The organism is Cellulomonas pasadenensis (assembly GCF_047229365.1).
GTDB lineage: Bacteria > Actinomycetota > Actinomycetes > Actinomycetales > Cellulomonadaceae > Cellulomonas.
The window spans coordinates 1-12233 of the sequence record NZ_JBFTEP010000112.1 but is presented as its reverse complement, the minus strand read 5'-3'; the positions used below and the strand labels follow the sequence as shown (position 1 = coordinate 12233).

Annotated in this window: 11 protein-coding genes; 5 read left to right on the top strand and 6 right to left on the bottom strand. The window is 75.8% G+C overall.

From position 1 onward, the window contains the following. Together AB6N23_RS14270 and AB6N23_RS14265 are read left to right on the top strand one after the other, a co-directional pair. The coding region (locus tag AB6N23_RS14270; RefSeq protein ID WP_412866679.1) for a DNA polymerase at nt 1-437 on the top strand (437 nt) is incomplete at its 5' end. A gap of 489 nt (nt 438-926) precedes the next feature. Further along, nucleotides 927-2135: a PrsW family intramembrane metalloprotease gene (locus AB6N23_RS14265; RefSeq protein WP_412866678.1), complete on the top strand. Its 1209-nt coding sequence runs from the start codon at nt 927-929 to the stop codon at nt 2133-2135. Between the two features lie 27 nt (nt 2136-2162). Here AB6N23_RS14265 and AB6N23_RS14260 read toward each other — a convergent pair whose 3' ends face one another. The 5 genes from AB6N23_RS14260 to AB6N23_RS14240 are packed head-to-tail and all read right to left on the bottom strand — an operon-like array spanning nt 2163 to nt 6037. Beyond that, on the bottom strand, nt 2163-2393 hold the full coding sequence (locus AB6N23_RS14260; protein WP_412866677.1) for a hypothetical protein: 231 nt from the start codon (nt 2391-2393) through the stop codon (nt 2163-2165). Then, nucleotides 2390-2791, bottom strand: a complete 402-nt coding sequence (locus AB6N23_RS14255) for a hypothetical protein (protein WP_412866676.1) — start codon at nt 2789-2791, stop codon at nt 2390-2392. The genes AB6N23_RS14260 and AB6N23_RS14255 overlap by 4 nt, the downstream gene beginning before the upstream one ends. Continuing rightward, a complete protein-coding gene (locus AB6N23_RS14250; protein WP_412866675.1) occupies nt 2773-3516 on the bottom strand; it encodes a cupin domain-containing protein in 744 nt (247 codons plus the stop codon). The genes AB6N23_RS14255 and AB6N23_RS14250 overlap by 19 nt, the downstream gene beginning before the upstream one ends. Continuing rightward, nucleotides 3513-4487 carry a DUF6807 domain-containing protein gene (locus AB6N23_RS14245; protein ID WP_412866674.1) on the bottom strand — a complete coding sequence of 325 codons (975 nt, stop codon included), beginning with the start codon at nt 4485-4487 and terminating at the stop codon, nt 3513-3515. Before AB6N23_RS14245 ends, AB6N23_RS14250 begins: the two co-directional genes overlap by 4 nt. Then, nucleotides 4484-6037: a Gfo/Idh/MocA family protein gene (locus tag AB6N23_RS14240; protein ID WP_412866673.1), complete on the bottom strand. Its 1554-nt coding sequence runs from the start codon at nt 6035-6037 to the stop codon at nt 4484-4486. The genes AB6N23_RS14245 and AB6N23_RS14240 overlap by 4 nt, the downstream gene beginning before the upstream one ends. A 229-nt stretch (nt 6038-6266) precedes the next feature. On the opposite strand from AB6N23_RS14240, the gene arfA reads away from it, so the two are divergent. Then, on the top strand, nt 6267-7805 hold the full coding sequence (gene arfA / locus AB6N23_RS14235) for an arabinosylfuranosidase ArfA (RefSeq protein WP_412866672.1): 1539 nt from the start codon (nt 6267-6269) through the stop codon (nt 7803-7805). 122 nt (nt 7806-7927) lie between these two features. On the opposite strand, the gene AB6N23_RS14230 is transcribed toward arfA, so the two are convergent. After that, nucleotides 7928-8632, bottom strand: a complete 705-nt coding sequence (locus AB6N23_RS14230) for a TetR/AcrR family transcriptional regulator (protein WP_412866671.1) — start codon at nt 8630-8632, stop codon at nt 7928-7930. Nucleotides 8633-8791: 159 nt separating this feature from the next. On the opposite strand from AB6N23_RS14230, the gene AB6N23_RS14225 reads away from it, so the two are divergent. Both AB6N23_RS14225 and AB6N23_RS14220 read left to right on the top strand, forming a co-directional pair. Then, entirely contained in the window at nt 8792-11515 is a 2724-nt protein-coding gene (locus AB6N23_RS14225; protein ID WP_412866670.1) for an MMPL family transporter, read from the top strand. 21 nt (nt 11516-11536) lie between these two features. Next, a partial coding sequence (locus AB6N23_RS14220; protein WP_412866669.1) for a YhgE/Pip domain-containing protein occupies nt 11537-12233 on the top strand: 697 nt, incomplete at its 3' end.

Genomic DNA, 12233 nt, shown 5'->3' with positions numbered 1-12233 from the left:
CGCCGGGGGCCGGACGCAGGTGGTGGACCTTGAGCGTGCCGCCGGCACCCTCGGTGGTCGCGCCACCCGTCGTGGCCGGGGGGGCCGCCGCGGCGGGCGAGGGCGCGGGGGCCGACGACGTCCGCGAGACCCGCCGCCGCGCCCGCGACCGCGGCCGGTTCACGCGCAACTTCGTCGTCCAGGGCACCGCCGCCGAGTGGGCGATGTGCTGGATGGCGTCCCTGCGGCGGCGCCTGCGCGCGATCGAGGGCCGGCCGCACCTCGTCTTCTTCCTGCACGACGAGGTCGTCGTGCACTGCCCCGCCGGAGTGGCCGACGAGGTCGCCGCGGCCGTGCGCGCGTCCGCCGACGAGGCCGGCCGCCTGCTCTTCGGCGACGCCCCGGTCGACTTCGCGCTCGACCTGTCGGTCGTCGGCTCGTACGCCGACGCCGCCTGACCGGCCGCCGGGCGCGACCTCCGCCGACCACCCACCGCCACCGACCGCGGCACGTCCCCCCGACCGCGGCACCTCCCACCCAGCCCGGCACGTCCCACCGACCGCGGCACGTCCACCCAACGCGGCACCTCCCACCGACCGCGGCACCTCCCACCGAGTGCGGCAGGTGCACCACCCGCACTCGGTGCGACCTACCGCGGTCGGCGGTGGCGGCGCGGTGGAGTGCGCGCGGACCGGCCGTCGTGCACGCGCGGACGCCCCACCCGCGAGCGCGGTACATGCGTCACGAGTGCGGTGCGTACGACCACCGCACTCGTGACGCATGTACCGCAGTCGGGGTGGGGTGGGGGTGGGGGTGGGGTGGGGGTGGGGGTGGGGTGGGGGTGGGGGTGGGGTGGGGGTGGGGCCGGTGGGCGGCGTGCCGGGTGGGCGGGGTCGAGTCGGACGGTCGTCGGGTGGGCGTCCGGGGCCGCCGCTAGGGTTCCGAGCGTGTCCACGAGCCCCTACGGAGTCACCGGCACGACCGGGTGGCCCGGTACGCCGAGCACGGCGACGTCCCTGCAGCCCGCCGCCGTCCCCACGCAGTGGGCCGGTGGACGCGGGCGCAACGGTGCCGCGACCGTCGTCGCCGCCCTCGGTCTCGCGCTGGCCGGGCTGGCAGCGCTGGCCGGCATCGCGTTCGTCATGCTGCAGGTGGGCGTCGGCCCGGGCCTGACGGGCACGCTGCTGGCGCTGGTGCCGCTGGCGGTCGTCCTCTGGGGCGTGCGCTGGCTCGACCGGTGGGAGCCGGAGCCGCGCGGGGCGCTCGTGTTCGCGCTGCTGTGGGGTGCGGGCGTCGCCGTGCTCGTCTCGGCCGTGGTCAACGACCTCGCCGCGTGGACGGTCGCGAACGCCACCGGCAGCATGGACGCGGGCGTCATGGTGGCGGCGGTGGTGTCCGCGCCGATCGTCGAGGAGACCGCCAAGGGTGCGGGCGTGCTCGCGCTGTTCCTCGCGCGGCGCCGCTACTTCGACGGCGTCGTCGACGGCATCGTCTACGCCGGGATGGTCGCCGCGGGCTTCGCGTTCACCGAGAACATCCTCTACTTCGGCCGTGCCGGCGACGCCCTCGCCGAGACGTTCGTGCTGCGCGGCCTCGCGACGCCGTTCGCGCACCTGCTGTTCACGGCGTGCACGGGCGCGGCGCTCGGCCTCGCCGCCCGCTCGCGCAGCCGCGGCTCCGTGTGGTGGCTGCTCCCCATCGGCCTGCTCGGCGCGATGCTCGCGCACGCCGCGTGGAACCTCACGTCCGTGCTCGCCGGCGGCTCGTACCTGAGCATCTACGTGCTGGTGCAGGTGCCGGTGTTCCTCGGTGTCGTCGCCATCGCGCTGTGGCTGCGCGGCAAGGAGCGCCAGGTCGTGCAGCACCGGCTCACCGAGTACGCCGGCGCCGGCTGGTTCGCGCCGCACGAGGTGCAGATGCTGTCGTCGCTGCGCCTGCGCCGGGCGGCCGTCGACTGGGCGGGCCGCACCGGCGGGCCCGTCGCCGCGGACGCCATGCGCAGCTTCCAGCAGCGCGCCACGACGCTCGCGTTCCGCCGCCAGCTCGCGGTCAACGGCCGCGCCGACCTGCGCACGCACGGGCTCGACGAGCGCGAGACCCTCGCGTCCCTCACCGCCGACCGCAGCCGCGTGCTGGCGTCGGCGGGCGGCCTCTGAGCGTGCGGCCCCCCGGGACGCGCGCCGTCAGGTGATCCGCCACCCCAGCAGGTACGGCAGCGCGACGCGCCACGTGAAGCACCCCAGCAGCACGACGGTCACGGCGGCGAGGGCGGCGAGCACCAGGACGCCGTCCCGCGCGAGCTCGCCGTCCGCGTAGTCCTCCGCGTCCGCCACCGCCATGACGACACCCGGGTCGCCGCGGTCGTGCACGATCTCGAGCGGTGGGGCGTACCGCGTCCCGGCGGGCGGCGTCACCCACTGTCCTCGGGCACGTCGCCGAACGACGCCTCGATGCCGCGCAGGGTGCGCAGCGCGCCGTCGAGCCGGACCCGTACCTCGTCGTGGCCGAAGCACCCGCGGCCCGTGCACGCGTCGTGCACCTGGACCTCGGTGACGGTGACGCGGACGCCGTCGGCCTGCAGGTCCCGGGCCAGCGCGGTGTCCGCGCCGTCCGACCGCGCGATCCCCGCCGCCATGACGGTGAGCGCGACGGGGAGCACGAGCACCGCGCCCCACGTCCGCGCGCGCGAGCGCAGCGCCGCCTCCTCGCGCCGCAGCTCGAGCTTCGTGGGACGCCGGGGCGCACGGACCCGCGGCCGGCCCGCACCGGCCGAGAACGTCCGCTCGCGTGCCCTTACGCGCCGAGGTCCCACGTCTGCAGACGCCCGCACATGCCGTACCGCCGCGGCGCGGGCGCGGCCTCGATCCGCTCGGCGCGTGCGAGCTGCAGGTGCGGCGCCACGCCGCGCATGAGCCCCTCGAGCACGCGGGCGGTGCCGTCGGTGTCGGCGAACGCGGTGCGGCCCCACAGGTCCTGCCAGCGCGGCACCTGCGGGCGCACGAGCCGCACGGCGGCCTCGTAGAACGGCAGCAGCGCGGCGCGCGGCCCCTGCCGCTCGGCGGCGGCGAGCAGGGCGGCGTACCCCTCGAGGGCGAGGTCGCGGCGCGCGCGGGCGGCCGCGGCGACGTCCGCGTCGGTCACGGTGCCGCGGGTGCCGCCGGTCGGCAGGGTCGCGGCCTCGCGGTACGTCGCGCCGTCGGCGAGCACCGCGGCGGGGAACGTCATGACGGCGTCGCCGGCCTCGGGCAGGCCCGCGTTCGACATGACGACGAGCACCTCGAGGTCGCCGTCGTTGACGGCCCGGTGGATCACGCCGGGGCGCATCTGGACGACCACGCCCGGTGCGAGGCGGTGCTCCGCGAAGCCGTCGGGCCCGAGGGTGTGCACCGCCCCGGTGCCGGACAGGACGACGTAGGCCTCCGCGGAGGCCAGGTGCATGTGGGGGGTGCCGCTCCCGGCGAGCCCGACACCGTCGGGGGACGCCCAGTCGTACACCCGCAGACGGCTCACGGAGACGCCGCCGGGCAGGGTGGTCATGCGTCCAGGATGCCTGCTCCGAGGCCCGCGAGGGCGGCGCCCCGCGCAGGATCACCCGTTCCGTCGGCCACGACCACCGCATAGCGGAACCGCAGCGACGCCCCGGCGTCGAACGGGACCTCCTCGCTGAAGAACGGCGCGGGGCACAGGCACGCGAACATGTCGCGCCGCGCGAACCACTGCGGCGGGTGCACGGGGTTGTCGCCGGCGTCGACCATGACGACCGTCGCGGCGTTGCCCGTGCCGTCCTGACGTCCCGTGAACCCCATCCACGGCGCGCGCTGCCCGCGGACCTCCTCACCGCCGGCGACGTCGGGCGCGAGCAGCGTGCCGCCCGTGAAGGAGCGCGGCCCGCGCCAGAACAGCCCGCCGTAGCCGGCGTTCTCGCGGCCGCGCGTGGTGGGCGACCCGATGGGCATCGCCCGGTCGGACACGTTCGTCATCGTCGTGTCGAACAGCAGCACCCACGCGTCGTCGTGGTCGGCCGGGACGACGACGGACAGCGCCCGCTCCTCGTCGACGACGTGCTCGCCGGCCTGCGTGTGCCAGGCGAGCGTGTGCGCGACGTCGACGCGGTCGCCGACGGGACCGGTGGACACGTCGAGCCGGGTGAGCGCCTGGTGGTCCATCGACCCGTCGTTGTCGAGCTGCACGTAGCCGTGCTCGGACGCCTCGAGCGAGACGAACGTCGGCCCGCCCCAGAAGTTCTCGTCGCCCACCACGGGCAGCGACCACGCGACGCCCTTGTGCCACACGTGGTCGTGCGGTCGGAACTCGCTGACCACGTCGCCGGCGCGCGTGCGCAGCGGGTGCACGTACGGGCGCGGCGACTCGAGCTGCACGTCGTCGGGCACGTAGACGTACCGGGCGAGCGTGGTGCCGTCGTGCACGACGTCGACCGCGCGGCCGACGTCGTGCAGCGCGCGCGTGGCGGGCTGCGGGTCGAGGCGGGGCAGGCGGGTCGCGGTCATCGGGCGGCTCCGGTGGGGACGGCGGGTCCGGCGAGGTCGGGGGCCGGCAGCCCGCCGGGCGGCGTCACGGGCAGCTCCACGCTGTCGCCGTCCGCCGCGGGGTCGAGGTCGCCGAGGCCGAGGTCGTCGACGAGCACGGGCTGCCCCGTGACCATCGACCGGTTGGCGGCGATGCCGACGGCGACGGCGCGCAGGCCGTCGCGGTACCCGGCGGCGCGGCCCAGCGGATCGGGTGCGAGGCGCAGGTCGCGGCGGAAGACGTCCATGAGCAGGATCGCGTCGCCGCCGCCGTGCCCGCCGATGCCCTGCGGGATGCGCCACTCGCGCGCGGCCTCCCAGTGCCGCTGCACGAGCAGGCGCTCGCCCTCGGGCCGGGTCCCCTGCGCGGCGACGCCCTCGGGGGTCGCGGACGGGTCGAGCACCGCACGGCCGTCGTCGCCGAGGATCACGGCCCCCCGCTCGACGACCTCGAGCTCCGCGCGTCCCTCGGTGCCGTTGACGGTGACGCGGTACCCCTCCCAGGGGCTGTGCGCGTTGAGCGAGTACGTCAGCGTGGCACCGCCGCGGTAGTCGACGACGACCGCCATGTTGTCCTCGATCGTGATGCCGGGCGCGAAGACGTCCTGGTCGCGGCGGTAGCCGTCGTGGTGCTCGGCGTCCAGGTACAGGGCCTTCAGGCGCGGGTCGTGCGTGAGGTCGAGCGACCACGGGTCGCCGGTCGCGCCCGTGCCGCGCTCGGGCCGCGGCCCCATGCCGCGCGCGGCGGCGTTCGCGTCGCCGTAGAAGCGCAGGCCGCCGGACGCGTACACGCGTGCCGGGACGTCGTGCAGCCACCAGTTGACGAGGTCGAAGTGGTGGCTCGACTTGTGCACGAGGAGACCGCCGCTGTTCGCCTTGTCGCGGTGCCAGCGGCGGAAGTAGTCGGCGCCGTGCACGGTGTCGAGCGCCCACTCGAAGTGCACGCTCGTCACGCGGCCGATCTCGCCGGACGCGACGACGTCGCGCAGGGACGAGTTCCGCGGCGCGTAGCGGTAGTTGAAGGTCATGACGACGTCGCGACCGGTGCGCGCAACGGCCCGCACGACGGTGCGGCAGCCCTCGACCGTGGTCGTCAGCGGCTTCTCGACGACCACGTCGGCGCCGGCGTCGAGCGCGCGGGCGACGACGCCGGCGTGCGCGTGGTCGGGCGTCGTGACGACGACGACGTCGACGCGCTGCTCGTCGACCATGCGCTCCACGTCCTGGGCGCCGTACCGCGGCAGGCCCGCGGGCCCGCCGAGCCCGAAGGCCTCGCCGACCTGCGCGTCGTAGTAGTCCGTGCGGCCGGGGTTGGTGTCGCACCACGCGACGAGCTCGCCCACGTCGGCGTGGTCGCCGGTGAGCGCGGCGACGTACATGCCGGCGCGGTGCCCGGTGCCGACGACGGCGTACCGCAGGCGGCGGCGCCCGGGCGGCGGCGGTGCGAACGCGGGGACGACGGCGGGGTCGCCGTCGGTCGCCCGGCTCGACGCGGGGCGGGGTGCGGTGGGGTTCTGGTCGGCCTCGTTCACGGGGGTCCTTCGACGACGTCGGCGATGGCGGCCGCTGACCCGGCGGCGGCACGTGTGACGACGGTCGGGAAAGCGCGTTCCGTAACGCGCACCACACTAGCCGACGCCGAGGACCACCCGCAGGGCCGGCCGCGAGGCGGGCCGGGCGCACCCGTCGGGCATGCGTATCCTGGATGCACTACAACGTTGTACACGCCGCGTGCGCGCGGCGTCGCCCGATCGGAGACCCATGACCCAGCGCGCGAGCGTCCTGCTGCACCCCGCCTTCCGCACCGGCACGATCGACCGCCGCCTGTTCGGCTCGTTCGTCGAGCACCTGGGCCGTGCGGTCTACACCGGCATCTACGAGCCGGGGCACGAGACCGCGGACGAGCACGGCTTCCGCCGCGACGTCGCCGACCTCACCCGCGAGCTCGGCGTGAGCGTCGTGCGCTACCCCGGCGGCAACTTCGTCTCCAACTACGTGTGGGAGGACGCGGTCGGTCCCGTGGAGGACCGCAAGCCGTTCATCGACCTCGCGTGGCGCACGATCGAGCCGAACACCATCGGCACCGACGAGTTCCTGCAGTGGGCCGAGCGCGAGGGCGTCGAGCCGATGATGGCCGTCAACCTCGGCACGCGCGGCGTCGCGGCCGCCGCCGCGCTCGTGGAGTACTGCAACGGCGAGGCCGGCTCCCGCTGGGCCGACCTGCGCATCGCGAACGGCCGCGAGAAGCCCTACGGCGTGACGCTCTGGTGCCTCGGCAACGAGATGGACGGCCCGTGGCAGATCGGCCACAAGGACGCGCACGAGTACGGCAAGCTCGCCGCCGAGGCCGGCAAGGCGATGAAGCTCGTCGACCCCTCCATCGAGCTCGTGGTCTGCGGCTCGTCGTCCATGCAGATGGACACGTTCGGCGAGTGGGAGCAGACGGTCCTGTCGTACACGTACGACCTGGTCGACCACATCTCGATGCACGCCTACTACGAGGAGGTCGGCGGCGACCGCGCGTCGTTCCTCGGCTCGGGCACCGCGATGGACCGGTTCATCGACCGCGTCGTCGCCTCCGCCGACGCGGTGGGCGCACGGCGCCGCTCCGACAAGCGCATCACCATCTCGTTCGACGAGTGGAACGTCTGGTACCTCGAGACGCGCTTCCCCGGCGAGCAGAACCTGCCGCTGCAGAAGGACGCCCCGCGCATCATCGAGGACGTCTACTCGGGCCTCGACGCCGTCGTGGTCGGCGACCTCATGGTGACGCTGCTGAACCACGCCGACCGCGTGCCCGTCGCCGCGCTGGCGCAGCTCGTCAACGTGATCGCGCCGATCATGACCGAGCCCGGCGGCCCGGCGTGGAAGCAGCCGACGTTCCACCCGTTCGCGACCACCGCGCGTCTGGCCCACGGCGACGCCCTGGACGTGCGGGTCGACGCCCCGACGATCACGACCGCCCGGCACGGCGACGTGCCGGCCGTGACGGCGGCGGCGACGTGGGACGGCGCCGAGGACGACGGCCGCGTCGCCGTGTTCCTCGTCAACCGCACCGCCGAGCCGGTCGAGGTCGAGCTGCGCCACCCCGGCGTCGCGCTCGAGCTCGGCGGCGGCCTGCAGGTCACGGCCGACCACGAGCCCGCCGTGCACGGCCCCGAGCACGCGGCCGAGGTCGAGGCCGAGCACGTGACGACGCTCGACGCGGCCCCCGTCACGGCGTCCGCCACGGGCACGACGACGCTCACGCTGGCTCCCGAGTCGTGGACCGCCCTGGCGGGCACGGCCCGCACCGCCTGACCCGCACCGCCTGACCCTCCGCCCGCCCGCGCGGGCGCCGTCGAACGGGATGCCGCACCCCTCCGGGCCCACCCGGACGGGGAGCGGCGTCCCGTTCGGCGCGTCCGGGGAGGCCGGACGCGTCAGGCGGGGGCGTCCGCCGGGACGGTCAGCCGCTCCACCACGGTCGGCAGCCACGCCGCCGCGAGGTCCTGCGCGCGGACCGCGCCGCCCGAGAGCTCCGCGGTCCGGATGTCGGCGTGGTACCCCTCCGCCACCAGCAGCAGCACCTGGCGCGCGTCGACGACGAAGCGGCGCCCGACGCGCGCCGCGAGGCGCTCCACCTCGGCGGCGCACTCCGTGACCATCTGCTCCTCGAGCCCGAGGTAGTCGCCCGCGACGGCGGGCTGGCGCAGCGCGAGCAGCCGCAGCTCGGCGCTGACGACGCGCCACCGGCGGTCGTCGGACATGCGCTCGAGCAGCGCGCCCGCGAACCGGCCGACGTCCGCGACGTCGAGGTCGGCGCCCGGCAGCCCGTCGGCGGTGGCGGCGGCGATGGCCTCGCGCAGCTCGGCGAGGTGCCGCGACTGCTCGCGGCCCGCGAGCGCGAGCAGCAGCTCGTGCTTGCTCGCGAAGTTGGAGTAGAAGGCGCCGCGGGTGAAGCCGGCGCGCTCGCACACGGCCTCGATGGAGGTGGCGTCGACGCCGTCCTCGGCGAAGAGCGCGAAGGCGGCGTCGAGCAGGCGCTCGCGCGTGCGGCGGCGGCGCGGGGACAGCGGCGCGTCGGGCCCGTCGACGGCCGCGTCGAGGCCGTCGCCCGTCCGGACGGCCAGGTCCTGCTCGCTCATCGCCGCACCTCCTGTCGCGCACGAGGATCCCACGGCCCAGGCTACCGCGTACCGATACACACCTGTATCGCATGCACCCCTGTATCGGATACAGTCGCGTATCGGCCGCCCGGACCCGGACGTCGCCGTCCTCCCCGCACCCGCCTCCCAGGAGGAGCCGTGTCCTCTGCGCTGTACCGGCTCGGCCGGTCCGCGTTCCGCCGCCGCCGCGCCGTCATCGCCGCGTGGCTGACGCTGCTCGCGCTGCTCGGCGCCGCCGCCGGCCTGTTCATGACGCAGCTCGACAACGACGTGTCGATCCCCGGCACCGAGTCGCAGCAGGCGCTCGACCGGCTCGCCGCGACCTTCCCGGAGGCCGGCGGCACGTCGGCGCAGGTGCTCGTCGTCGCACCCGACGGCGCGGACGTCGCCACGGACGAGGTCGCCGCCGCCGTGACCGACGCGGCCGACGCCTTCGCCGACGTCGACGGCGTGCGCGCGGTGACGGACCCGTTCGACACGGAGACCCCCGGCGGCGGGCAGGTCAGCGACGACGGCGAGGCCGCCCTCCTGACGGTCCAGCTCGACGGCGGCGGCACGGCGGTCGGCGACGACGTCAAGGAGGAGCTGCGCACGCTCGCGGCCGACCTCGACGCGGCACTCCCCGACGGCTACGAGGCGACCATCGGCGGGCAGCTCTACGCGCAGGAGTTCCCCGGCCTGACGATCACCGAGGCGCTCGGCGTGCTCGTCGCGTTCGTCGTCCTGCTGTTCACGCTCGGCTCGTTCACGGCGGCCGGCATGCCGCTCGTCAACGCGCTGCTGGGCGTCGGGCTGTCGACCGTGCTCGTCCTCCTCGCGACCGCCGTCACGCCCATCACGTCCACCACGCCGCTGCTCTCGCTCATGCTCGGTCTCGCGGTCGGCATCGACTACGCGCTGTTCATCGTGTCCCGGCACCGCGAGCAGCTCGGCGCCGGCCTCGACGTCGAGGAGTCCGCCGCCCGCGCCACCGCCACCGCCGGCTCGGCCGTCATCTTCGCGGGGCTGACCGTGATGATCGCGCTCGTGGGCCTGAGCGTCGCGGGCATCCCCTTCCTCACCACGATGGGCGTCGCCGGCGCCGGCGCCGTCGGCATCGCCGTGCTCGTCTCCGTCACGCTCGTCCCCGCGCTGCTCGGCGCGGCCGGCGAGCGGCTGCGCCCGAAGCCCCGCCGCCGGGGCCGCACGCGCGGTCGGGCCGGCGACGCCCCCGACCTCCCCGCGCACCACAACCGCTTCTTCGCCGGCTGGGTCCGCGTCGCGACCGCGCGCCCGTGGGTGACGGTGGCGCTCACCGTCGGCGGCCTCGTCGCGCTCGCGCTGCCGGCGCTCGACCTGCGGCTCGCGCTGCCCGACGCGGGCGTCCAGCCGGAGTCGTCGTCGACGCGCGTCACCTACGACCGCATCTCCGAGCACTTCGGCGCCGGCGCCAACGGGCCGCTCGTCGTCACCGGCAGCATCGTCACCAGCGACGACCCGGTCGGTCTCATGGAGGACGTCGCCGACGAGCTGCGTGCGCTGCCCGGCGTCGCCGACGTGCCGCTCGCCACGCCCAACGCGTCCATCGACACCGGCATCGTGCAGGTCGTCCCCGAGACCGGGCCGACCGACGAGGCGACCGCCGAGCTCGTCCACGCCATCCGCGGCATGCACGACGAGATCCTCGCCGAGCACGGGTTCGACCTGTCCGTCACGGGCTTCACCGCCGTCGGCATCGACGTCTCCGCCAAGCTCGGCGCCGCGCTGCTGCCGTTCGCGGTGTTCGTGGTCGGGCTGTCGCTCGTGCTGCTGACGATGGTGTTCCGGTCCGTCGCCGTGCCGGTCAAGGCGACGCTCGGGTACCTGCTGTCCGTGGCGGCGGCGTTCGGCGTCGTGACGAGCGTCTTCGAGCACGGCGTGCTCGCGGACGCGCTGCACGTGTCCCGGCTCGGGCCCGTCATCTCGTTCATGCCGATCGTCCTCATGGGCGTGCTGTTCGGCCTCGCGATGGACTACGAGGTGTTCCTCGTGTCCCGCATGCGCGAGGACTACGTGCACTCCGGCCGGGCGCGGGAGTCGATCGCCACCGGGTTCCTCGGCTCCGCGAAGGTGGTCACCGCGGCCGCGGTCATCATGGTCGCCGTCTTCTTCGCGTTCGTCCCCGAGGGCGACATCAACATCAAGCCCATCGCGCTCGGCCTGGCCGTCGGCGTCGCGGTCGACGCGTTCGTCGTCCGCATGACCCTCGTGCCGGCCGTCATGCAGCTGCTCGGCGACAGGGCGTGGTGGATGCCGCGGTGGCTCGACCGCGCGCTGCCGTCGTTCGACGTCGAGGGCGAGGCGCTGCACCGCGAGCTCGCGCTGGCGTCGTGGCCCGGGGACGACGACGTCGTGCTCGCCGCGCGGCACCTGCGGCCCGCCGTCGCCGACGGCACCGACGAGGTCGACCTGGCCGTGCGCACGGGCGGCGTGCTGGTCGTGCGCGCCGAGGAGCCGGCGCGCGTCACCGCCCTCCTGCTCACGCTCGCCGGCCGCCTCGAGCCGCTCGCCGGCGACCTCAAGGTCGACGGGCTCGTGCTGCCCGTGCGTGCCGCGGCCGTGCGCCGCCGCGCCGGGTACGTCGACCTGCGCACCGACGGCGTCGACGGCCTCGCCGCCGCCGGCGCCGAGCGGCCGCGCGTGCTCGTCGTCGACCGCACCGACGTCGTCACCGACGCGGCGGACCGTGCCCGCGTCGCCGGGCTCCTGCGCCGCGCCCTGGACGGCGGCGTGGCCGCGCTGGTCGTCGGCGCCGTCGGGCCGCTCGGCCCGGACGACCTCCTGCCCACCCGCACCCCCGTGACCACCGTCGCGCCGCAGGACGTCGCGGCCGCCCGCGCCTGACCGGCGAGGAGGAAGACACCCATGAGCACCCCCACCACCGCCGGCCCGCGCCGGGTCCGCCGCCTACCGGCCGTCGTCGTCGCGCTCGCTGCCCCGCTCGCGCTCGCCCTCGTGCTGCTCGCCGGCACGTGGGACCCCGCCGACCGGCTCGACCGCGTGCAGGCGGCCGTGGTCAACGAGGACGAGCCCGTCACGCTCGACGGGCAGTACACGCCGCTCGGCCGGCAGCTCGCCGGTGCGCTCACCGAGGGCGAGGGCGCCGCGGCGACGTACGACTGGGTCGTCACCGACGAGGACGACGCGACCGCCGGCCTCGCCGACGGCCGGTACGCCGCCGCGGTCACCATCCCCGCCGACTTCTCCGCCGCCGCCACGTCCTTCGCCGCCCCCGACGGCACGCCGCGGCAGGCGACCGTCGAGGTCACGACGCCCGACCGCTCCACCGCGGTGGACGAGGTCGTGGCGCGGGCCGTGACGGCCACGGCCACGCAGGTGCTCGGCAACCAGCTCACCACGACGTACCTCGAGAACGTGCTCGTCGGGTTCTCGACCCTGCAGGACCAGCTCGGCCAGGCCGCCGACGGCGCGACGCAGCTCGCCGACGGGGCGCGGTCGCTCGCGGACGGCAACGCGCGGCTCGCCGACGGCGCCGGCGACCTCGCCGGCGGCACGGCCGAGCTCGCGGCCGGCGTCGACGAGCTCGGCGGCGGTGCGCGGG